The 21629-nt window shown below is 70.1% G+C and carries 24 protein-coding genes; 5 read left to right on the top strand and 19 right to left on the bottom strand.

Features of this window, described 5'->3' with window-relative positions:
* Positions 1-7: 7 nt before the first annotated feature.
* From ACFSXZ_RS18985 to ACFSXZ_RS18965, 5 genes are all read right to left on the bottom strand, one after another.
* Positions 8-1327 carry a glutamyl-tRNA reductase gene (locus ACFSXZ_RS18985; protein ID WP_378266349.1) on the bottom strand — a complete coding sequence of 440 codons (1320 nt, stop codon included), beginning with the start codon at positions 1325-1327 and terminating at the stop codon, positions 8-10.
* The gene (locus tag ACFSXZ_RS18980; RefSeq protein WP_378266348.1) at positions 1328-2089 is read right to left on the bottom strand and encodes a redox-sensing transcriptional repressor Rex; all 762 of its coding nucleotides are present in this window, start codon (positions 2087-2089) and stop codon (positions 1328-1330) included.
* Positions 2090-2298: 209 nt separating this feature from the next.
* Positions 2299-3852 carry a molybdopterin-dependent oxidoreductase gene (locus tag ACFSXZ_RS18975; protein WP_378266347.1) on the bottom strand — a complete coding sequence of 518 codons (1554 nt, stop codon included), beginning with the start codon at positions 3850-3852 and terminating at the stop codon, positions 2299-2301.
* 112 nt (positions 3853-3964) lie between these two features.
* Entirely contained in the window at positions 3965-4201 is a 237-nt protein-coding gene (locus ACFSXZ_RS18970; RefSeq protein ID WP_378266346.1) for a glutaredoxin family protein, read from the bottom strand.
* Positions 4198-5655: an AMP-binding protein gene (locus ACFSXZ_RS18965; RefSeq protein WP_378266345.1), complete on the bottom strand. Its 1458-nt coding sequence runs from the start codon at positions 5653-5655 to the stop codon at positions 4198-4200. Before ACFSXZ_RS18965 ends, ACFSXZ_RS18970 begins: the two co-directional genes overlap by 4 nt.
* 238 nt (positions 5656-5893) lie before the next feature.
* On the opposite strand from ACFSXZ_RS18965, the gene ACFSXZ_RS18960 reads away from it, so the two are divergent.
* The 3 genes from ACFSXZ_RS18960 to ACFSXZ_RS18950 all read left to right on the top strand — a co-directional run bounded on the left by ACFSXZ_RS18960 (position 5894) and on the right by ACFSXZ_RS18950 (position 8490).
* Complete coding sequence (locus ACFSXZ_RS18960; protein WP_378266344.1) at positions 5894-6523, top strand: sigma-70 family RNA polymerase sigma factor; 630 nt, start codon at positions 5894-5896, stop codon at positions 6521-6523.
* A 74-nt stretch (positions 6524-6597) separates the two neighbouring features.
* A complete protein-coding gene (locus ACFSXZ_RS18955) occupies positions 6598-7536 on the top strand; it encodes a DUF5667 domain-containing protein (protein ID WP_378266343.1) in 939 nt (312 codons plus the stop codon).
* Between the two features lie 48 nt (positions 7537-7584).
* Positions 7585-8490, top strand: a complete 906-nt coding sequence (locus ACFSXZ_RS18950) for an HAD family hydrolase (protein ID WP_378266342.1) — start codon at positions 7585-7587, stop codon at positions 8488-8490.
* Positions 8491-8535: 45 nt separating this feature from the next.
* Here ACFSXZ_RS18950 and ACFSXZ_RS18945 read toward each other — a convergent pair whose 3' ends face one another.
* The 7 genes from ACFSXZ_RS18945 to proC all read right to left on the bottom strand — a co-directional run bounded on the left by ACFSXZ_RS18945 (position 8536) and on the right by proC (position 13550).
* Positions 8536-8970 (bottom strand): SgcJ/EcaC family oxidoreductase, encoded by a 435-nt coding sequence (locus ACFSXZ_RS18945; RefSeq protein ID WP_378266341.1) that lies wholly within the window; start codon positions 8968-8970, stop codon positions 8536-8538.
* A gap of 11 nt (positions 8971-8981) precedes the next feature.
* Complete coding sequence (locus ACFSXZ_RS18940) at positions 8982-9938, bottom strand: AraC-like ligand-binding domain-containing protein (protein WP_378266340.1); 957 nt, start codon at positions 9936-9938, stop codon at positions 8982-8984.
* 75 nt (positions 9939-10013) lie between these two features.
* Positions 10014-10994 (bottom strand): lysophospholipid acyltransferase family protein, encoded by a 981-nt coding sequence (locus ACFSXZ_RS18935; protein ID WP_378266339.1) that lies wholly within the window; start codon positions 10992-10994, stop codon positions 10014-10016.
* A gap of 25 nt (positions 10995-11019) precedes the next feature.
* Positions 11020-12060, bottom strand: coding sequence for an NAD-dependent epimerase/dehydratase family protein (locus tag ACFSXZ_RS18930; protein WP_378266338.1), 1041 nt, complete (start codon positions 12058-12060; stop codon positions 11020-11022).
* A gap of 176 nt (positions 12061-12236) precedes the next feature.
* Positions 12237-12338: a 30S ribosomal protein bS22 gene (locus tag ACFSXZ_RS18925; RefSeq protein ID WP_017986394.1), complete on the bottom strand. Its 102-nt coding sequence runs from the start codon at positions 12336-12338 to the stop codon at positions 12237-12239.
* Positions 12339-12381: 43 nt separating this feature from the next.
* Entirely contained in the window at positions 12382-12594 is a 213-nt protein-coding gene (locus ACFSXZ_RS18920; protein ID WP_378266337.1) for a helix-turn-helix domain-containing protein, read from the bottom strand.
* 149 nt (positions 12595-12743) lie between these two features.
* Complete coding sequence (gene proC / locus ACFSXZ_RS18915; RefSeq protein WP_378266336.1) at positions 12744-13550, bottom strand: pyrroline-5-carboxylate reductase; 807 nt, start codon at positions 13548-13550, stop codon at positions 12744-12746.
* A gap of 23 nt (positions 13551-13573) precedes the next feature.
* Between proC and ACFSXZ_RS18910 the strand changes: the two genes are divergently transcribed.
* Together ACFSXZ_RS18910 and ACFSXZ_RS18905 are read left to right on the top strand one after the other, a co-directional pair.
* On the top strand, positions 13574-13744 hold the full coding sequence (locus tag ACFSXZ_RS18910) for a hypothetical protein (RefSeq protein WP_378266335.1): 171 nt from the start codon (positions 13574-13576) through the stop codon (positions 13742-13744).
* A 156-nt stretch (positions 13745-13900) separates the two neighbouring features.
* On the top strand, positions 13901-14032 hold the full coding sequence (locus ACFSXZ_RS18905; RefSeq protein ID WP_378266334.1) for a hypothetical protein: 132 nt from the start codon (positions 13901-13903) through the stop codon (positions 14030-14032).
* 276 nt (positions 14033-14308) lie between these two features.
* Here ACFSXZ_RS18905 and ACFSXZ_RS18900 read toward each other — a convergent pair whose 3' ends face one another.
* The 7 genes from ACFSXZ_RS18900 to ACFSXZ_RS18870 all read right to left on the bottom strand — a co-directional run bounded on the left by ACFSXZ_RS18900 (position 14309) and on the right by ACFSXZ_RS18870 (position 21628).
* Positions 14309-15163, bottom strand: a complete 855-nt coding sequence (locus ACFSXZ_RS18900; protein WP_378266333.1) for a thioesterase family protein — start codon at positions 15161-15163, stop codon at positions 14309-14311.
* A complete protein-coding gene (locus ACFSXZ_RS18895) occupies positions 15160-16086 on the bottom strand; it encodes a proline dehydrogenase family protein (protein ID WP_378266332.1) in 927 nt (308 codons plus the stop codon). Before ACFSXZ_RS18895 ends, ACFSXZ_RS18900 begins: the two co-directional genes overlap by 4 nt.
* Positions 16087-16168: 82 nt before the next feature.
* On the bottom strand, positions 16169-16957 hold the full coding sequence (locus tag ACFSXZ_RS18890; protein ID WP_378266331.1) for a sugar phosphate isomerase/epimerase family protein: 789 nt from the start codon (positions 16955-16957) through the stop codon (positions 16169-16171).
* Positions 16954-18681, bottom strand: a complete 1728-nt coding sequence (locus tag ACFSXZ_RS18885) for a hypothetical protein (RefSeq protein WP_378266330.1) — start codon at positions 18679-18681, stop codon at positions 16954-16956. Before ACFSXZ_RS18885 ends, ACFSXZ_RS18890 begins: the two co-directional genes overlap by 4 nt.
* The gene (locus ACFSXZ_RS18880) at positions 18678-19712 is read right to left on the bottom strand and encodes a Ppx/GppA phosphatase family protein (RefSeq protein WP_378266329.1); all 1035 of its coding nucleotides are present in this window, start codon (positions 19710-19712) and stop codon (positions 18678-18680) included. The genes ACFSXZ_RS18885 and ACFSXZ_RS18880 overlap by 4 nt, the downstream gene beginning before the upstream one ends.
* Positions 19713-19739: 27 nt before the next feature.
* The gene (locus ACFSXZ_RS18875) at positions 19740-20429 is read right to left on the bottom strand and encodes a response regulator (RefSeq protein ID WP_378266328.1); all 690 of its coding nucleotides are present in this window, start codon (positions 20427-20429) and stop codon (positions 19740-19742) included.
* The gene (locus tag ACFSXZ_RS18870; RefSeq protein WP_378266327.1) at positions 20426-21628 is read right to left on the bottom strand and encodes a sensor histidine kinase; all 1203 of its coding nucleotides are present in this window, start codon (positions 21626-21628) and stop codon (positions 20426-20428) included. Before ACFSXZ_RS18870 ends, ACFSXZ_RS18875 begins: the two co-directional genes overlap by 4 nt.
* Position 21629 lies beyond the last annotated feature (1 nt).

Genomic DNA, 21629 nt, shown 5'->3' with positions numbered 1-21629 from the left:
ATAGTCGTCACTGAGTTTCACCGTCTGCCGAGAAATTGGGAGTGGGGCTGGAGACCACGACGGGCGAGGTGGGGTCGAGCTCGAACAGCTCGCGCAACGCGCCCGCGTAGTCCATCCCCTGGGTTTCCGCCGCGAGCTGCTTCACACGCACCGTGGGCGCGTGCAGGAGCTTGTCGACGACGCGCCGCACGGTGCGCGCGAACTCGTCGCGCACCGGGCCGTCGAGTTCCGGCAGCCGCTTGTCGAGCCGGAGCAGTTCGGCGTCGACCACCTCGGCCGCCCGCTTGCGCAGGGCCGTGACGGTCGGGGTGACCGCCGCGCTGCGCTGGCCCGCCAGATACTCACGCACCTCGTCGAGGACGATGCCGGTGGCCTTGGCGATCTGGCGGGCGCTGCCGCCACTGCCGGAAGTCTCCATCCGGCGCTGGACGGTCACCAGGTCCACCAACGCGACCTCGGGCACCTCGGTCACCGCCGGGTCCACGTCACGCGGCAGGCCGAGGTCACAGATGACCAGCGGCCGGCCCGTCCGGGACGAGACGTGATCGGCGGTGAGCACCGCCCCCTTGGCGCCGGTGCAGCAGATCACCACGTCGGCCGCGGCGACCGCGTCGCTCAGACCGTCGATCGGCAGGGCGGCGGTGTCCACCCCCTGCTGAGCGACGGTCCAGGCGAGCCGTTCGGCGCGGGCCAGGGTCCGGTTGACCACGGTGATCCGCCCGGCACCCGCCTTGCGCAACCTGCTCGCCGACAGCGCGCCCATCGACCCGGCGCCGACCACCACGGCGTGCCGCCCGGCCAGCTCACCGGCGGCGGCCAGGGCCTCGGCGACGACCGAGGCGCCGAGCTGGTCGAGCCCGGTCTCGGTGTGCACCCGCTTGCCCACCCGCAGGGTGGTCTGGATCAGCTCGTGCAGGGTGCGGCCCACCGTGCCCGCCTCGCGGGCAGCGGCGTAGGCGCTCCGGACCTGACCGAGGATCTGGGTCTCGCCGACGACCATCGAGTCGAGACCGGAAGCCACGTTGAAGATGTGCTCGACCGCCGCGCCCGCGTAGTGGACGTAGAGGTTGTCGTACAGGTCGGCCGCCGGGCAGCCGGAGTGCTGGGCGAGCACCTCCGACACGTCGGCCAGACCGCCGTGGAAGGTCTCGACGAGGGCGTAGACCTCGATGCGGTTGCACGTGGAGAGCACCATCACCTCGTGCACATACTGCCCCTGCTGCAGCTGGTGCAGAACCTTGTCCAGCTCCGCGGCGGGCACCACGGCCCGCTCCAGGGTGGCGAGGTCGGCGGTGCGATGGGAGAGCCCGACGGCCAACACGCTCACTTAGCCAACCACCATTCCGTTGCGCCGTGCCACATAGAACGACAGGATCTGCAGTTCCACAGCCAGGTCCACCTTCCGGACCTCGACGTGCTCCGGGACCTGGAGCACCACCGGGGCGAAGTTCAGGATGCACTGCACGCCGCCCGCGACCAGCCGGTCACAGACCGACTGCGCCGCCGTGGGCGGTGTGGCGATCACGCCGATCGAGATCCCGCGATCCCGGCACACCCTCGGGATGTCCTCCAGGTGCGAGACCGGGATGCCGCCGACCGGCACGCCGATCAGGTCGGCATCGACGTCGAACAACGCCTCGACGGGAAACCCACGTCCGGGAAACCCGCCATAATTGGCCAACGCGTGACCGAGGTTTCCGATTCCGACCACGGCCACCTTGTGCATACGGGTCAGGCCGAGGGTTCGTTCGATGTGGCCGACCAGTACCGAAACCTCGTAGCCGACCCCTCGGGTGCCGTACGAACCGAGGTAGGACAAGTCCTTGCGCAGCTTCGCGGAGTTGACTCCGGCCGCCGTCGCGAGTTCCTCGCTGGCCACCGTCGTCGCCCCCTGCTCGGCCATCGCCGAGAGCACGCGGAGATAGACCGCGAGCCTGGCGACGGCGGCCTCGGGAATGGACCGTGCGCGGGTTCCCTCGTCGTTCTCGGTGACCGCGGGCATCTCGGCCGTCGGAGCGTTGTCGGCATCGGGCGTGGCGAGTTTGCGCGCAACGGCGGCGCCGTTGCGCCGGCCACGCTGTACGGCCACGCTGGCCTCCTTCGACACCGTCAATCGTGAATTACCACTTGACCGGGCGTGCCTTGTCCGGTTCGATGCCGGCGCCGCGCGCGGTGGGTACCGCCCTACGGTAGCCATTTGTGAACGCACGCACAAAGTGGCTGGTCAGAGTCGTGCCAATGACCACACCCCCGACCGGAGCACACCCGCGTCACACGATCGTCACACCCTGTGATGACTCATTGCGCGACGAAATTAATGGTGTGCCAGCCGGTCGCCCCGTCGGGGACGACATCGGCGACCTGGTCCGTCTGGGTGTAGCCGGAGCGGTCGGTGGCGCGCACCGTGACCGTGTGGCTGCCGGGCGAAGCCTGGACCTGCGCCCACCACATACGCCAGGCGTCATCGGTGACGTTCGCCGACAACGTCGCCTCCTGCCACGGGCCGTTGTCGAGTCGGACTTCGACCTTCGCGATCCCGGTGTGCTGCGCCCACGCGATCCCGGCGATCCCCACCCGGCCCGGCGGCACGCTCCCGTGCGGCGCGTCGATCCGTGACTCGGTCTTGATCGGTCCCTGTTCCGCCCAGCCTCGGTGCAGCCAGTAGGCCTGCTGCGCGTCCCAGGTGGTCACCTCCAGCTCGGTCACCCATTTCGTCGCCGAGACATAGCCGTAAAGACCGGGAACGACCAGACGCGCCGGGAAACCGTGCTCGATCGGCAGCGGTTCGCCGTTCATGCCGATGGCCAGCATCGCGCCCCGGCCGGGGTCCAGCACCGTGGACACGGGCGTGCCCGCGGTGAACCCGTCGGCGCTGGTGGAGAACAACTGCTCCGCGCCGGGGCGCACCCCGGCCTCGTTGAGCAGGTCGGCGAGGTCGACCCCAATGAACTTCGCGGTCGAGATGTAAGGCCCGCCCACCGGGTTCGACACGCAGCACAGGGTCACCACCCGTTCGACGAGCGGACGGCGCCGGATGTCGTCGTAGGTGTAGGTGATCTCCCGGTCCACCATGCCGTGCAGGCGAAGGCGCCACCCCTCGGCCGGGATCTGCGGCACGACGAGCGCGGTGTCGATGCGGTAGAAGTCGTGGTTCTCGGTCAGGAACGTCGGCGTGCCGAGCCGGGCGAAATCGGCGTCCGGGGGAATCGGGGGCGCGACGCGCGTGGGGACCAGCGGGCCCAGGGCGTCCCGTGAGGCTTCCGCGTCCTGTGAACCGATCCATTGGCCGGCACCCCCGGCCAGCCCGGCGCCGACCGCGACGCCCGCGAACAGGAACCGGCGACGGCTCGGCGAACTGATGCCCTGGGCGAGCGCGGCGTGGTGCAGGCCCCGGAACACCAGGACACCGGTGACCAGACTCGCCACCGGCGCGATCACGGCGAACTGCCCCAGGTCCGGACGGGTCACCACGGCCGCGACCCCGACCGCGCCGAAGACGCCGATGATCGCCTGTCCCGGCCACGCCCAGGTTCGCGAAACGAGGCCCGCGACGACGGCCAGCACCACCATGACCACGGCCATACCGCCGAGCAGGACGGTCTTGTCGGCCGTGCCGAAGGTGCCGGCGGCGAAGTCCTTGAGCCAGGCGGGAGTCGCGTCGACGGCCGCGTTGCCGACCGCCAGGTACGGGGACGCCTTGATGCCTACGAAGGCGGCCACCAGATGCCCCGCGGCCAGCGCCGCGGCCAGTGCCAGTACGCCGATCAACGCGGCAGGCCCCGCCGCCAGCTTCGGCGGTGCTTCGGTGGGCTCCGGCGGATTCGCGGGCGCCTGCTCGAGGTCCGTCGTCACGGCCGTTTCTCCGCGGGTTCGCGCGTGGAGGCAAGTGGTGTCACGCACCCATTGTTCGCGCGTGGAGGCCGGGCGGCGCCCGGAACGGTGGTTACAAGTGCCTTACGCCGCCTCAGGCGAGCGCTTTCCGGAAGCGCTCCTCCTCGACCTTCCAGTACCCGTGCTCGGCGCCGTCGATCAGGATCACCGGCACGCGGTCGCCGTACTCCGCCTGCCACTCCGAGTCGCTGTCGACGTCGGCCGTGGACCACGGAACCCCCAGCTCACCGCAGATCCGCTCGACGTCCTCCTCGGCCCGGACACAGGACGGGCAGCCCTGCCGGGTCATCACGACCACCTGGTGCGTCATGAGCGCAAACCTACCCGCCGGAGCTTGCCGGTGACCGAATGCGGAAGCGAGTCGGCGAACTCGACGGTCTTCGGGACCTTGTAGCCCGCCAGCATCCGCGCGCAGTGGGCGGCCACCTCCTCCGCGGACGGGGCCGCCGCTCCCGGCTCCGGCACCACGACCGCCTTCACCGCCTCACCGCTGCGCTCGTCGATCACCCCGACCACCGCGGCCTCGCGCACGCCCGGCATTTCGGAGATGACCTTCTCCACCTCATGCGGGTAGACGTTGAACCCGTTGACGATGATCAGGTCGTTGGCCCGGTCGACCAGGTGGAGGTCGCCGTCGGTGTCGATGTAACCGACGTCGCCGGTACGGAACCAGCCGTCCTCGGCCGGTCCGTGCGCGCCGTCGGGCCAGTACCCGGAGAACAGGTTCGGACCGCGGACGGCGACCAGGCCGGTGCCCCCGTCGTCGTCGAAAGCGTCGGCCAGATCGTCGGGATCGAGCGGCACCCGTTCGGCCACCCCGTCGGGCCCGACCAGCCGGATCTCGACCCCGGGCAGCGGACGGCCGACGGAACCGGGCTTCGGATGACCGGTGACCAGCGTGGAGGTGACCACCGGCGCCGCCTCGGTCAGCCCGTAACCCTCGTACACGCCGAGCCCGGTCTTCTCCCCGACCGCGGCCAGGATCTTGGGGTGCAGCGGTGCGGCGCCCGAACTGAGCAGGCGCACGCTTTCCAGGCCCTTCCGGACTTCTTCCTCGGGCAGGGCTGCCAGCTCGGTGTACATCGCCGGTACCCCACCGATGACCGTGACCCGATGCCGCGCGGTGATCTCCAGTGCTTCGCGCGCCTGGAACCGCTCCGCCAGGACGACCGTCGCGCCCACCGAAACCGACTGGAGCAGACCCGGCCCCAACCCGTAGACATGGAACAACGGGATCGCGATGAGGACGCGGTCTTCCTCGGTCAGCGGGGGAGGCTGGACGGAGCCGAGTTGTTCCACGTTGGCGAGTAAGGCCCGGTGCGACAGCATCACGCCGCGGACCGGTCCGGTCGTGCCGGAGGTATAGGCCAGCAGGGCGGTGTCCTCGCCGTCGCCGATCGGTTCCACCGGTTCACCGGCCTCGGGCTCCCCGAGGGAATTCCGGGTCACCACGAACTTCGCACCGCTCTGTTCGCGCACCGTCTCGAGTTCGCGCTCGGGAACGGTCGGCGAGAGCGGCACGGCTATCGCACCGGCACGAGCCAAGGCGAACAGCGCGATCACGAAACCGGCCGACGTGGGCAGCCGGAGAATGACCCGGTCCCCGGGCTCCACGCCCTCCGCGGCGAATCGCCGAGCTTGCCCGTTCACCAGGGAATCCAGGTTGGACCAGGTGAAGTCGCTGCCCGCGGTGGTGTCGATCAGGCCGACGGCGTCCGGCCACCGCCGCGCCGCGCGGGCCGGCAGATCCGAGATGTTGCCCATGCCCCACAGTCTCTCGTGCCCCCCGCTCGCGCGCGAGCCGTCCCACCCCCGCCGTTCGTGGCGTTTCCGCAACCCGGAACACTACCTACTTTCGGGTAACAAGACGTATGCTCTGGTGCGCGTCGGACAGAGGAGTCGCCATGGCACCCCTATTGGCAATGCTCTGTCGCTGTCAAGGTGACCACAGAGCGCGCGTTCTGCCGTCAGCGGTGGCGCACGGACTCGCGGAGGAGCAAGCGTGACCAATTGGCTTGCCGCCCGTCCCGCGGGCCTGCGTCTCGGGAGCACCGAATCCGGACAGCCGGAGGCGTGGGACCTCGTCCATGCCGCACAGGAGGGTGACAGCTCCGCTTTCGGAGAGCTGTACGACCGCTATGTCGACACAGTGTACCGTTATGTCCTTTTCCGGCTGGGCGACCGGGAACTGGCCGAGGACATCACCAGCGAGACCTTCCTGCGGGCCCTGCGCCGCATCACGTCGGTCAGCTACCAGGGGCGCGACGTCGGGGCCTGGTTCATCACCATCGCCCGCAACATCGTGCTCGACCACGTCAAGTCGAGCCGGTACAAGCTCGAGATCGTGACCGACGAGGTGTCGGAGGCAGGCACGCCCCCGTTCGCCGGCCACAGCGGCACCCAGGACGGGCCGGAACAGCGGGCACTCGCCGAGGCGACCAGGACGGCGCTATTGCGCTGCATCGCCGACCTCGGCGATGACCAGCGCGAATGCATCGTGCTGCGGTTCATCCAGGGGCTCTCGCTCACCGAAACGGCGGAGATCATGCACCGTAACGAGGGCGCGATCAAGGCGCTGCAGCATCGCGCCGTCCGCAAGCTGGCTCAGCTCCTTCCGCCGGCCTGGCGCTGACCTGGCTTGAACGACGGCGTCACACTCCGGCGCCGTAACGGCCACGACGTTTCCGTCGTTGAACAGTCGTGGACGTGTCCGGGTGGTCGGCGCGTGAACTGGAAATCATTTCCCGGTTGCGCGAGCTCGGTGCGACGACCCCCGACGCGGTGACCCGGAAACGGATCCGCCGCCGCCTGGAGGGCGCCGTACCGGGAAGGAAGCGCCGCATGACGGCGAACCTGCTCGCCGCGGCGGCGGCAGTCGTCGCGCTCGCCGGCCTGGGCATGGTTCTCTCCCACGATTCACTGCCCGGAGACACGCTGTATCCGGTCAAACGCGCGGCGGAGTCCGCGGAACTGGGGCTCACCTTCGGCGACAACGCCAAGGCCACCCGGCACCTGAAGTTCGCCGCGACCCGGCTCGACGAACTCGTCGCGCTGCACAGTGGCAATCCCGACCTCGTGCGCGCGTTCCGGCGCGAAGCGACGGCCGGGGCCGCGGGCCTCACCGTGCTGGGTGTCCAGGGCACCGGCAGCCAACTGGGCGACCTGAGCGCCTGGGTGCACGAGCAGAGCGCGAAGGCCGCACCGTTCGCCGAGGTCACCAGCCTGCTGGACCGGATCGACACCCGGGTGCGGGCGCTCAGCGGCCGGCTCGGCTGCTACCGGATCACCACCGGCGAGGCGGACGAACTCGGCGCGGTCCCGGCCGGGGACGGCTGCCAGGTACCCGCGCTGCCGGGCCAGGTTCCGACGGCGCCCTCGCGAAGCCCCGGCTCACGCGAGCCGGATTCACGGGATTTCGACGCCACCCGATCGTCGGAATCGGCTCTGACACCGGTCGCGGTGCCCCTGGCGACACCGCCGGTGCCCCCGGCCGGAAGCACCACGACACCGCTGGTGGTCCTCCCGCCGATCCTCGCGCCGACCACCGGACCCGCACCGCCGACCGTGTCCCCGCCGCCTCTGGTGCCGTCCCTGCCGCCTCTGCTTCCCGGACTTCCCGGACTTCCCGGGGTGGGGCTCGGCTGAACCGGGTCGCTACGCTGAGCGCAGGCACCGAGTCAGGAGGCAGTCTACGTGTGGCGCGGCAAGGCAAAGGGCCCCGAACTGGAGCGGCTTGCCACCTTGGCCGGGGAAGCCTCGGCGGAGGCCGCCGTCGCCATGGAGAGCATGGCATCCCCCCGTCTCGCGGAGGGCGGCAAGCCCGTCCCGCCCGCTCCACCGGATCTGACCGCGGCGGCCTTCTTCGACGTGGACAACACCATGATGATGGGCGCGTCGATCTTCCACTTCGCCCGGGGCCTGGCCGCGCGCAAGTACTTCACCGCCTCCGACCTCGCCGGATTCGCCTGGCAGCAGGTGAAGTTCCGGGTCGGCGGCAAGGAGGGCAACGTCAGCTCGATCCGTGAGCAGGGGCTGTCGTTCGTCTCCGGCTACAGCGTCGACGAGATGACCAGGGTCGGCGAGGAGATCTACGACGAACTCATGGCCGACAAGATCTGGGCGGGCACCCGCGCGCTGGCCCAGATGCACCTCGACGCGGGCCAACGGGTCTGGCTGGTCACCGCCACACCGGTCGAACTGGCCGCGATCATCTCGCGACGGCTGGGCCTGACCGGCGCCCTGGGCACGGTCGCGGAACACGTCGACGGCGTCTACACCGGAAGACTGGTGGGCGACCTGCTGCACGGCCGCGCGAAGGCGCACGCGGTCCGCGCGCTGGCCGCCCGGGAAGGCCTGAATCTGCGCCGTTGCACGGCGTACTCGGACTCCTCCAACGACATCCCGATGCTTTCGGTCTGCGGCACGGCGGTGGCGGTCAACCCGGACACCGGCCTGCGCGAGGTGGCCCGTGCCCGCGGCTGGGAAATCCGGGACTTCCGCACCGGACGGAAGGCGGCCCGGATCGGAGTCCCGTCGGTCCTCGGCGCGGGTGCGCTCGCTGGCGCCGTCGCCGCGGGCCTCGCCTACCGCCGCCGCTAGCCTATTTTGAAAATGCTTTCGCTTCCCGAGCGGAGCGCGTTCTCGTCATCCCGTGGCCAGGGACTCCAAGGCCCCCATGGTCTCCAAGGAGAGCAGGCGCGCGTTCTGCAGGGCCACGACCACCCAGCGGTCGTTTCGCCACGCCGTGACGTAGAGCTGCATGGAAAAGCGCGTCTGCGGCGGCTCCTCCTCGCCCGGCATGAGGATGCCGACGCGGCCGTGGACCACGCCGACGCCCGGACTGATGATCCGGGCGAACGGCACCTCGCCCCGCACCAGCCGGGAACCTTTCATCACTGTCGCGAAGAGCTCCTCGTGTGCCGCGATCGCCTCCGTGCGGCTCCGGTAGATGGTTCCCTCGAGCTCCGCGAACAGCGCGTCCTCGGCGAAGTCGGCGAAGAAGCCGGCGACATCCTCGCGGTTCCAAGCCTCGTACATCCGCAGCGGAATCGCGCTCAGCGCCTCGACTGACTGGTCCATACGATCACCTTTCAATCATGTGTGCCCCCATCGTCGACGGGCCGGTCCGCGGGCGCCTTGACTGTCCGTGCACGGTTGCTGGACGTCAGCGCCGCCGCGTTGTAGCCGTACGTCGCCTTGAAGAGTCTGCTGAAATGCGCCGCATCGGCGAATCCCCAGCGCGCGGCGACAGCCGCGACCGTCCGGTCGCGTCGCAACAGGTCGGACCGGCACCGCTCCAGGCGCCGATGGCGGATGAGGGCCGCGACGGTCTGCGGCTGGTCTTCGAAAAGTTTGTGGAGCCGGCGTACGGAGATATGGTGCGCCGCGGCGATCCGGGCCGGGGAGAGATCCCGGTCGGACAGCCGGGCCTCGATGTAGCCGAGAACGCGGTCGCGCAGCGCCTCATCGGGACACGGGCGTGCGTCCCCCAGTTGAGCCTCGAGCGCCACCGAGATCAACTCGATCACCGCGGCGGCCGACCGGTCCGCCTGACCGGCCCGGAACCCGGTCAGAGACCGGGCGAAATCCCGCGCCAGCGAGGACACCAGAGCCCCCGGGCCGCGGTCGCCGTTGATGCGTACACCTGCCAGGCGGGCGGCGTCTCCGGGGCGGAGCCGCAACTCTCGCCGGGGCACCAGCACGGTCACGTGTCTGGCGGCGGTGCTGCGGTACCGGACGGGCCGCGCCGGGTCGATGAGAACCAGGTCGGCCGGCCCGAGCTCGGCGGTGCCGCGCCCTTGCTCGACGCGCGCCTGTCCCCAGGTCATCAGATCGATCTGCCACAGCTCCTCATCTTCGGCGCGGGCGCGACGAGAGGGCCGGAAACATTCGCCCCCGGGCGTGACCAGCTCGATCAGCCTGAGCGGCCCGAGGTCGCGCGCCACGACGCCGGCCCGGAAGTCCCCGCTGTCGTGCCGCCCGCTGAGCACAGGTGGCAGCCCACTGGCGGCGAGCCGCTGCTGGAAGGTTTCGATGTCGTTGATCACCGGTCAAACGGTAGCGGCGCGATCGGTGTTCGTCTCGCACCGTGACCACGGCGAGAATCCGCCGGCTGCGGAGGATCAGCGGAAGACGCTCTCCCGCTGGGCAAGGCGCCGGTAGAGCGCCTGCTGGATGGCCTCCCGGACCTGGTCGGTGAGGTTGAACACGAGCATCGGGTCGTCGAGATCCTCGGCGGAGTACGAGCCCGTTTCGATCGGCTCGCCGAACTCGATGTACCACTTGGTGGGCAACGGAATCGCCCCGAGCGCGCCGAACAGCGGGAAGAACGGCGTCACCGGGAAGTAGGGCAGCCCGAGCAGCCTGGCCAGCGGCTTGATGTCCCCGATCTTCGGATAGGTCTCCTCGGCGCCCACGATCGAGCACGGGATGATCGGCACTCCGGCGCGCAGCGCCGCCGTCACGAAACCACCACGGCCGAACCGCTGCAGCTTGTACCGCGCCGAAAAGGGCTTGCCGACGCCCTTGAAACCCTCCGGCCATACGCCGACCAGTTCGCCCGAGTGCAGCAACCTTTCCGCGTCGGAGGCGCAGGCCAGGGTCTGTCCGGACTTGCGGGCGAGCGCACCGATCAGCGGCGTGCGGAACACCAGGTCCGCGCCCAGCATGCGCAGGTGGCGGTGCGCCGGGTGTTCGTCGTGCACGGCCAGCGCGGTCATCACCGCGTCGAGCGGGACCGTACCCGAGTGGTTGCACACGATGAGCGCGCCGCCCTCGGACGGCAGGTGTTCGGCTCCGGAGGCACTCACGCGGAACCACTTCTGATAGAGCAGACGCAGCGGAGGCAGCAGGAGCAGGTCGGTGAGTTCACGATCGAAGCCGAACTCGTCGACGGCGTAGTCGCCGGTCAGGCGGCCGCGGAGGAACGCGAGGGCCTTGCCGACGACGTCCGCGTCCGGCTCCGGTTCGTCCTCGGGAGCGGTCTGGCCGGGCAACGAGACCACCGGGGCCTCGACCGGTTTGACGGTGGCGGGCGGTCTCTCGCGCCCGGGCCGGTGCAGAGGGATGACCTGTGCTTCACCTGCGTCAGCGGGCAAGGGCATGAGTCGTCTCTTTCGGGCTCGGGGTTCAAAGGCGCGCATGGCCGGCGGCGGACAGGACCTTGCCTGCCGCCGCCGCGAGTTTTTCGCCGTCGAGGACCGGGCGAAGGCCACGGCCCCGGACGTAGTCGTCGAACGCCGCCTTCGTGGTCCACCTCGGCCGGTAACCGAACTCCTCGGTGAGCCTGGTGGTGTCCACGACGCGACCGAAATTGAGCAGCCGGACCTGGTCCTCGGAAAAGTCCACCACCCGCGCCCCGCGTAACAGCTTCGCCACCGAAGGCACCACCGAGCGCGGCACGGGAAGCTCCGCCCGGCCCGCACGGCGGATCGCCTGCGACAAGGTGAGCACCCCGTCGGCACCGACGTTGAACACACCTGGTCTGTCTTCGAGGGTAGCCAACTCGAGTACCGACAGCGCGTCGGAGGAGTGCAGCAGTTGGAGACGGGCATCGAAACCGAGCACGGTGGGCACGACCGGCAACGCGAAGTAGCGGGCCAGCACGGTGTCCACGTCGGGCCCGATCACGTTGGTGAACCGCACGGTGGTGACGCCGATGTCGGGACGGCGCCGGGACAGCCCGCGCACGTAACCCTCGACCTCGACCGCGTCCTTGGCATGGCCGCTGGACGACGTGGGGATGAGCTCCGAGTCCTCGGTGAAGACCGCGGGCGAACCCGGCCCGCTGCCGTAGACGGCGGCGGTGGACTTCACCACCAGCTTGCGCATCCAGGGCGAACGCTGGCAGGCCGCGAGCAGCCGCATGGTGCCGATGACGTTGACTTCCTTGATCGCGCTCCGCCGCGCCGGCCCCGCCGGATGGCAGGTGGTGGCACAGTGCACGACGGTGTCCACGCGCGCGTCCGTGATCACCTTCGCGATCAGCGGGTTGCGGATGTCGGCGCGGACGAACTCCGCCCGGCCCAGGCGCCGCAGCACCTGCTTGCCCGGTGCCCGGGTGTCGACGCCGATCACCCGGTCGAACTCGGTGCCGGAACCGAGACGCGCCAACAGCCGTCCGCCCAGTTCGCTCGCTACTCCCGTGACGAGGACGATCTTGGGCGGCATTCGACCCCCTCTCCAGGGTTGGAGCCGGCTCGACCGGTGGTGGCGATGCTACTCCCGACGAGTTGCCGAGTCAGTGGCTCAGGCGGCCCTCTCACCCCAGGTCACCACCGATCACCTGAACGGGCGCGACCCGCCCGGAACAACCGGACGGGCCGCATCAGCCGTTCGCCTGAGCGTTACTTGCCCTGCTTCCGACGCTGCATGCGCGTGCGGCGCAGCAACTTGCGGTGCTTCTTCTTGGACATGCGCTTGCGGCGCTTCTTGATCACCGAGCCCACAGGTGCTCCTTCACGAATTATGAATCTCAGGCGGCCACCCAGGTTACCCCACGTCGAAATACGCACTTTCGAGGTAGTCATGGACGGCTTTCTCCGGCACCCGGAAGGACTTGCCCACCCGGACGGCCGGCAGCTCACCCGAGTGCACCAGACGGTAGACGGTCATCTTGGAGACCCGCATCAGCGAGGCCACCTCGGCGACTGTCAGAAACTGGACCTGCCCGAGCTCGGGCACGCCCTTGGAGTTCGACGGCATAGGTCACCGTGCCCTTCGCGCGCCATTGCCGCCTGGCTTCCCCACCGACGGGCCCGGCACGCTCGTACTTTATCCCTGAGGGTAGCGGGACACGTGGGACCAGTGCGACGCGCGCTGATATTTTCCACCAAACCGCCCAGCGGCGCGCGCTACTCGTGGGCCCTGCCCAGCTCCACGGAGCGGTCACGCGCGGCTTCGATCGCGGCCAGCAGCGCCGCACGCACTCCGTGTTTCTCCAGCTCACGAATGGCGTTGATGGTGGTTCCCGCCGGAGAGGTGACCGCTTCCCTCAGCAGCACCGGATGCTCGTCGCTTTCCGCCAGCATCTTCGCGGCGCCCACCGCCGACTGGACGATCAGCTTCTCGGCCACCGTCCTCGGGAGCCCGAGCAGGATCCCGGCGTCGATCATGGCCTCGACCAGGTAGAAGAAGTACGCCGGCCCGGATCCCGAGAGCGCGGTCACCGCGTCCTGCTGCGACTCCGGGACCTCGATCACCTGGCCCACGCAGGCCAGCATCTCGGTGACCACGGCGAGGTGCCGGGCACTCGCGTGACTGCCGGCGGAAATCGCGCTCATGGCCTCCCCGACCAGCATCGGGGTGTTGGGCATCACCCGCACCACCGGTACCCCGGGCGGCAGGCGCTGTTCGTAGAGCGAGGTCGGCAGGCCCGCGCACAGCGACACGATCAACGAGTCCGCGCCCACCAGCGGCGCCAGCTCCTCCAGAAGCGGCTCGATGTCCTGCGGCTTCACCGCGACGACCAGTACCTCGGCACGCTTCGCCGCCTCCGGGATCTCCACCGCCGCGATGCCGTAGCGCGCGGTCAGCTCGGCGGCCCGCTCCGGGTGCCGCTCGGTGAACAGCAGGTCGTCGACGCTCCGCCCGCCGTGGAGCAGACCCGACAACAGTGCCTCGCCGATCTTGCCCGCGCCCAGAACCGCGATTGTGCTCATGACGCGAGCCTACTGTGCCGTTCGTGCCCCCTTCCCCCGTCACCGAGGACGATGATCCGGTCGGCGAGGGCCGCGAGGTCGAGGTCGTGCGTGATCAGGATCGTGGTGCGAGCGGCGCGCAATGCCCGGGAACGAGGGCGTCGGCCACCGTCGGCTCAGTGTCGAGCAGTTCGATGAGCCGGGCCGGACCGTAAATGACCTTGCCTCGCAAAAGCTACCCGGACACCCATTTCAACACCGTTTCACCATCACCGGATCAACGCCACATCATCGCGTTATGCCGATGAAGCACCGGCGCCGATAGCTTGGAAAGAATAGTCTTGCAGATTGTTTCGATAATTCAGACGGCAGTGCGCGCGCTCGTCGTCGAAGACCAAGAAACCCTTGCCGGCTACATCGCGGAGGGCCTGCGCGAGCTGGCGATGTCGGTCGATGTCGCCCACGACGGCGACTCGGCGATCAACAAACTCGGCACCGGCTAGTACGACGTCGTCGTGCTCGACCGGGATCTGCCGGGGACGCATGGCGACGAAATCCGCGGACAACTCGTCTCCGCCGGTGGCCGGACCAGGATACTGATGCTCACCGCCATGGCGAATGTCCGCGAACGGGGTTTCCGGTCTTCGCCTCGGCTCCGAAGAACCACTCCGGTCGACCTGGGACGAATACGCGGACCCGTTCACCAATGCCATTCTTGACGCGCGAGCGAAGGAGGATGGCGGCCTCGTCATCGAAGTCGCCGTCCCTGGCGTTCCCGGTCAGCCCGGGCGTCCACCGTTGCCGGCGTCAGGTGCCGGGGCCAGCGCGAGCTGACGGGCCTGACACACCAGACGGCCCGTGGAATCGATTACCGAGGCATCGGAATCGAACCAGGGGTCGTGGATGGTGCGGCATTCGGCGAACACCCGCAGCCATCCCGGCGCGGGCCGGGCCCGGACGAGCGCGGTGAGCTGAGCCGTCGGAGCCCAGCCGAAACGTCCCAGGTTGAACACCACCGGCGGGTTGATGTCGCCGGCCAGCAGGGCGAAATACGGGTCGGGGGCCCCTTGCCTCGGCTTGACCCACAACCGGATCCGGGGCGCGTCCCCGGTCCGGCCGGACAGGTAACCGGCCGTCGCCGGGTCGATCCGTACGTCACAGCCCTTGGCCAGGTTGAACAGGCCCTCGGCGGTGTCTCCCCCCAGCGGGATCGCCCGGGACGGCGGTTCGGCGGCCATCGGCGGGACGTCCACCCACTCGGGGCGCCGGACGGGCAGGCGGCCTGCCGTGACCGTCGCCTCGACGCAGCTGCGGCCGCGTTGCTCGAACTGGACCGTGACCACGCTGATGCGCCTGCCGACCCTTCTCAGGTCGGTCCGCAGCAAGGCCGGGCCGATCGCCAGGGGCCGCAGGAACTGGGCGCTGACCACGAGCGGGTCGGTCGAGGGCTCGCCTCGTTCGGTGAGCATCCGCACCGCGGCCTTGGCCGCGAGCGCGATCGCGAAACCACCATGCGGATGGGTACCGATGGACCACTCGTGAGGCAGGTCGGCGGTCAGGGTGCCGTCGCCGAGAGAGCGCACGGTGCAGGCGGACGCGAAGTCCGCCGGATCGGGATGCTCCGGTGCCTTCACGAACGACTGGCCAGCGCACGCAGGAAAAAGGCCAGGTTCGCCGGGCGTTCGGCAAGCCTGCGCACCAGGTAGCCGTACCACTGCTCGCCGAAGGGCAGGTAGACCCGCACCGTCTCCCCTTCGGCCGCGAGCCTTCGCTGCTCGTCGGGCCGCACCCCGTACAACATCTGGTACTCGTACCCTCCCGGCTTACGTCCGTACCACCGCGCACGCTCGCCCAGGATCGTGATCAGGCGCGGGTCGTGCGTGGCGAACATGGGGTACCCACTGCCGCCCAGCAGGATGTTGGCGCACCGGACGTAGGCCAGGTCGACCTCGTGCCCGTCGGCGTACGCGACCTCGGGCGGCTCGGCGTAGGCGCCCTTGCACAGCCGGATCCTGGAGTCGGCGACCGCGAGTCCGGCCGCGTCCGATTCGGTGCGCTTCAGGTAGGCCTGCAGCACCCCGCCGACCCACGGCCAGGTGCGCCGGAGTTCGGAAAGCACGCGCAGCGTCGAGTCCGTGGTCCGGTGGTCCTCCATGTCGAGGGTCACGGTGGTGCCGAGTTGTTCCGCGGCCGCGCAGATCCGCCACGCGTTGTCCAGCGCGAGCTTCTCGTCCAGCAGCTGACCGACCGCCGACAGCTTGACGCTCACCTCGACTCGCGCCGACAGGCCCTCGCCGCGCAACCGGTCGAGCAACGCGAGATAGGTCCGCACGGTGTGGTCCGCCTGCGCGGCCTGCCCGGTGTTCTCGCCCAGGTAGTCGAGGGTCACGAAGAGGCCGTCGTCGACCAGGCGCGCGGCCGCGGTCACGGCGTCGGCGACGGTCTCCCCGGCGACGAACCGGTCGACGATGCCTCTGGTGGCGGGAAGGGCGGCCACGGCACGGCCGAGAGCTTCGTTCCCGGCAGCCGCGAGGATCAAGGAGCGCAGCGGGTTCACGTCGGAAACTTTACGGGTTCGCCTATCCGAAGCCCACGAACCCGGCGAAAAGTTGATCTTGATCGACCGCGCGGACCGGGGATCACTGGCCGAGATGGAAGCGCGCGAACAGCAAAGCTTCCGCAAGCGCTTTCACCCGGTGCGCGGCGCTCGGCGCCCGGCGCGTGTTGACCTCCAGGACCACCTGGCCGTCGAATCCGCCCGGCGCGAGCCGTTCCAGCAAGTCAGCGCAGGGCTGGACGCCGTGGCCAGGGATCAGGTGCTCGTCCTTGGGAATGCCGGTGCCGTCGGCGAGATGCACGTGCGAGAGCGCCGGGCCCATCCGGTCCGCCAGCGCCAGCGGGTCCATCCGCGCCGCCGCCGCGTGTGAAAGATCGAGTGTGTAATGCGAGTAACCGACATCGGTCGGGTCGATCGACGGGCGGAACGCCGAGACCCGCGCGTCACGCTTCCCGCCGGGCGGCCGCACCTTGAACATGTTCTCGACCGCGATGTCGACTCCGCTGGCGGCCTCCAGTTCGAACAGCAGGTCGGCGAACGCGTCGCCGTAGCGGCGCTGCCAGCGGAACGGCGGGTGCACGACCACCGTGCGAGCGCCGAGCTCCACCGCGGCGTCCACGCTGCGGCGCAAGCGAACCACCGGGTCGGGCGACCAGACCCGCTGGGTGATCAGGAGCGACGGGGAATGCACCGACAGCACCGGCATCCCGGTGCGCCGCGACCACTTGCGCACCGCCGCGATGTCCTGGCTGACCGGGTCGACCCAGATCATCACCTCGACGCCGTCGTAACCCAGATCCGCGGCCAGCTCGAAGCCTGCGCCGGCCCGCAAGGGCCAGACCGACGCCGTGGAAAGGCCGATCGGGATCAACGGGACAACAGCAGCAGTGCCGCGGGCGAGACGGTGACCACGAGCCCGACCAGGACGGCGAGCACGGTGGTCTGGATGTCGTCGGCCCTGCGGATCTTCCGCACGATCCAGACCAGGCCTGCGATCACCACCACCGCCGCGACCAGCGCCGCCGCCGGGATCTTGCCCCACAGCCAGTTGAAGCCGAGCCAGACCCCGGCGCCCCCGACCACGCCGAGAGCGAGCTGCGCGGCCATCGACAGCCACTGTTTGGCGGGCGACGCCTCGAGGGGTTCCTCGTCGTCCTCGGGCTCGTCCGCGTCGGCTTCCGCGTCGTAGTCGTAGTCGTCGAGTTGTTCGGCTTCGGGATCGGCGAAGGCCTCGAACTCGTCGCCCTCGTCGTCATCCGCGAAGGGGTCGTGGAAGCCGGTGGCCTCCATCGCTTCCCCGGGATCGGCGTCCTCGACGGGCACCACCGGCATGACGCCGACCTCGGTGGCCTCGGCATCACGGCCGCGAGGCGGTCCCGGCCGCCGCCAGTCGCTGAGCCCGGCAGGCGGAGCGTCCGGGGCCGGTTCGAAGGCGGTGCCGGAGGGGTGTGCGTCGATCGGCCGGAACTGCTCGGTGTGGGGCTCGCCCTGCCGCGGCGGGGCGGCGCGGCGACGCAGCGGCGGCGCGGGAAACGCGCCACTGGCCATCCCGTTCGGCTCCGGCGGTGCCTCTTCGGGCGCTCCGTCGAGTCCCATCGCACCGGGCGGTGCCGGCGGGCCCGGCGCCCGCGGGGTGAGCCGTCGCGGCGGAAGCTGAGCGCGGGTGTCCGGGCCCCGGCGGGGCAACTCGTCCGGCGCAGGCGGTTCGGGGAGCGGCATGCCGCTGGACTCCTGCGGCGGTCTCCGCATCGGCGGCTCGACGGGCCTGGCCCGGCGGGTCGGTGCGGCCGGACTCGCGTTGCCCGCGACCGGGAAGGCTCCGGACTCCTTCGGTGGAGTGCCGTTGGGCCGGGGGAACGCACCCGACTCGGGCGCCGGTGGCCTCGGGAAAGCACCGGACTCCGGCGCCGGCTGAGGAGGCCGTGGAAAGGTGCCCGACTCGCGGGGCGGTGCCCCGTTCGGACGAGGGAACGCACCGGATTCGGGCGCGGGCGCGGGGGGCTGAGGAGACCGCGGCAACGCACCGGAGTCGTGTTTGGGAGCGCCGTTCGGACGGGGGAAATTACCCGACTCGCGGCCGCCTCCCGGCCATCCGGGTGTGCCCGGCTCGGACGGAGGCGCGGGCCGGGAATGGTATCCCGAGTCGTGCGGGGACCGGGAACGCTCCTGCGGCGGCAACGCCGCCGGCCGGGGGTAGGCACCCGACTCCTGGGGCGGCGCGGCCGGGGACCGCGGCGGGACGGGGTCCGCCCCGTGACGCGGACCCGCGTCGGGCCTGCGGCGCGGCAACGACTGCGCCGGTGGCTGCGCCTCGGGTTCCGGCAGCGCACGGCGGCCGCCCTCGCGGCGCGTCGGTGGTGGCGGGGTCGGCGGCCCGTCGCCGCGCACCCGGTCGATGATGGCCTGGCTGTCGCTGCCGCCCCCACCGCCACCCCGGCGGTGTGAGGACATGTCGGAGACGTTGCCGCCCTGCTCGTCCTCGTCATCGGCAGCGCGACGCCGTCGGCGGCGAGTGCCGTCGACGTTCCCGCCGTGCAGAGCGAGCAGTTCGGCCACAGTCTTCTGTGACCGGTCTTGTCCGCTTTCTCGACTCATCGCTTCCACCGTGCCTGTCCCACTTCGCCGTCGTCCAGCGGAGTGCTGTCACCGGTCCGTTTCCGCGACGAACTGCGCTCGTCCGTCACCGCGGTCTCACCCGAGCCGTTCGAGTGGTCCAGTCGCCGCAAGATCACGCCCTCTCGCAGCGCCCAGGGGCAGATTTCCAGTTCTTCGAGCGTCAGCGCCCGCATGGCCGCCCGCGCCACCAGTGCTCCCCCGACGAGTTGGTGCGCCCGGCTCGAGCTGACCCCTTCCAGCTCGGCCAGGTCCGCCGCCGTCATCCGCGAGATGAACGCGATGAGCTGCCGCAGCGCCGTGGCGGACAGCGTACGTCGTACCCGGGGTCCCGCGGCAGAGGGAGCCGCTCCGGCCAGCCTGGCCAGCGACCGGAAGGTCTTGGACGTGGCCACCGCCCTGTCGGGCCTGCCCAGCCCGGCGACCTTGCCCGCCAGCCCGGCGAGCTGCTCTTCCAGCCATTCCGAGGTTTCGGTGAGTTCGGCGCGGAGGGGAGGGTCATGGGAAAACCTGGTCCGCGTGATCCGCCCCGCGCCCAGAGGCAGCGACTCGGCCAGAGCCGGGTCCTCGTCCCAGCCCATCGCCACCTCCAGGGATCCGCCGCCGATGTCGAGCACCAGCAGGTTGCCCGCCGACCACCCGAACCATCGGCGCACCGCGAGGAAGGTCAGCCGCGCCTCCTCGGTGCCGGAGAGCACCTCCAGCTCCACGCCGGTCCGCTCGGTGATCCTGCGGAGCACCTTCGGCGAGTTCTCCGCGTCGCGGACCGCCGACGTGGCGAAGGCCATGAACTCCTCGCAGCCGAGGCGGGCGGCCGAGGCCTTCGCCGACTCGACCGACCGGGCCAGCGCGTCGGCGCCCTCCTTGGTCAACTCGCCATTCCCCGTGATCTGCTCGGTCAAACGCAGCACGGACTTCTCGGAATGCATCGGCGTCGGGTGGGCACCACGATGTGCGTCCACCACCAGCAGGTGGACGGTGTTCGAACCGACATCCAATACCCCTAGGCGCACAAAGCCCTACGGTACCTGGCCGAGCGCTTAAGTCTCGAACTTGTAACCAAGTCCTCGGACCGTGACCAGATGCCGGGGGGATCCCGGGTCCGGTTCGATCTTGGACCGCAGCCGTTTGACGTGCACATCCAGCGTTTTGGTGTCGCCCACGTAGTCCGCGCCCCACACCCGGTCGATCAACTGCCCGCGGGTGAGCACCCGGCCGACGTTGCGCAACAGGTATTCCAGCAGGTCGAACTCCTTCAACGGCAAGGAAACCTCCCCGCCGTCGACGGTGACCACATGCCGCTCGACGTCCATCCGCACCGGTCCGGCGGCCAGCACGGGCGGGGAAAGTTCGCCGTCGGAACCCGACTCTCCACCCCGGCGCAGTACCGCCCTGATCCGCGCGATCAGCTCGCGGGCGGAGTAGGGCTTGGTGATGTAGTCGTCGGCGCCCAGCTCCAGGCCGACCACCTTGTCGATTTCACTGTCCCGCGCCGTGACCATGATCACGGGCACGGCCGAGCGCTGGCGGAGTTGTTTACACACGTCGGTTCCGCTCATGCCCGGCAGCATCAGGTCCAGCAGGACGATGTCGGCGCCGTTGCGGTCGAACTCCTCCAGCGCCTGCTGGCCGGTGGTCGCGACGGCGGCCGTGAACCCCTCCTTGCGCAGCAGGAAGGCCAGTGGGTCGGCGAACGACTCCTCGTCCTCGACGATGAGCACCCTCGTCACGATCTTCCTCCCTGTTCGTGCGTGGTCACCACGAACCGGGATACCCGGTCCGGTGCGGTCTCCTGCCGGGGTTCCGGCGCGGGGTCGGGGACTTGGTAGGCGGGCAGGCGGAGCGTGAACGTGGAACCGGTGCCCGGCCTGCTCCACAAGGTCACCTCGCCGCCATGGTTCGCCGCCACGTGCTTGACGATCGCCAGCCCGAGCCCGGTCCCGCCGGTCGCGCGCGAACGGGCCTTGTCCGCGCGGTAGAAGCGTTCGAACACCCGGTGCTGCTCGTCCTCGGCGATGCCGATGCCGCAGTCGGTGACCGCGATCTCGACCATCCCGTCGGTGACCCGGCGGCTGACCGAGACCGGGCTGTGCGGGGGCGAGTACGCGACCGCGTTCGCGAGCAGGTTCGACAGCGCGGTCACCAGCAGCGTCCGGTCGCCCTCCACGAGCAGGCCGCTGGGGTTGTCGGCGGTCACGCTGATGTCCGCGGACTCGGCGGAAAGCCGGGTGCGGCCGAGCGCTTCGCGGACCACCGCGTCGACGTCGACCACGTTGAGGTCGGGCAGTCGTTCCGCGCCCTGGAGCCGCGACAGCGAAATCAGCTCGGTGACCAGGGTGCCCAGGCGGGTCGACTCGTGGAGGATCTTGCCACCGAACCGGCGCACCTCCTCCTCGTCGTCCGCGGCGTCCAGCACGGCCTCGGCGAGGAGGGCGATCGCGCCGACCGGGGTCTTGAGTTCGTGGCTGACGTTGGCCACGAAGTCACGGCGGACCGCTTCCAGGCGCGCCGCTTCGGAGTGGTCGACGGCCTCGATCACGGTGTAGCCGTCGCCGAGCGGCCGGACCTCGCCGACGACGGCCTCGGGCTGCCTGCCGCGCGCTTCCAGCGGGGAGAGGTCGATCTCCAGCGGCTCGTCGGTTTCGACGACGTGCTCGGCGGCCTTGCGGGCGCGCGTGTCCGCGCGATTCGACGAGACCAGGCCGAGGACCTCGGCACGGCGGTTGTGCAACACCATGTCGCCGAAGCGGTTCAGCACCAGGACGCCGTTGTTGGAGGACCGGACGAGACGAAGCAGGAGCTCGGCCACCGTGGGACCGGTGGGTGTTCGCTCGGCCACGTTCCGTTTGATCCGGGCGAAGAGGAAACCGGCAATGGCGCCGACCAGTAGTGCGCCGACGGCCAGTGCGAGTGAAGCAGGCACGCTCACG

It is taken from the genome of Amycolatopsis pigmentata, from assembly GCF_042684065.1.
In the GTDB taxonomy this organism is placed as follows: domain Bacteria; phylum Actinomycetota; class Actinomycetes; order Mycobacteriales; family Pseudonocardiaceae; genus Amycolatopsis_E; species Amycolatopsis_E pigmentata.
The sequence above is the reverse complement of the archived record's forward strand: the minus strand, read 5'-3'. Positions and strand labels throughout refer to the sequence as shown.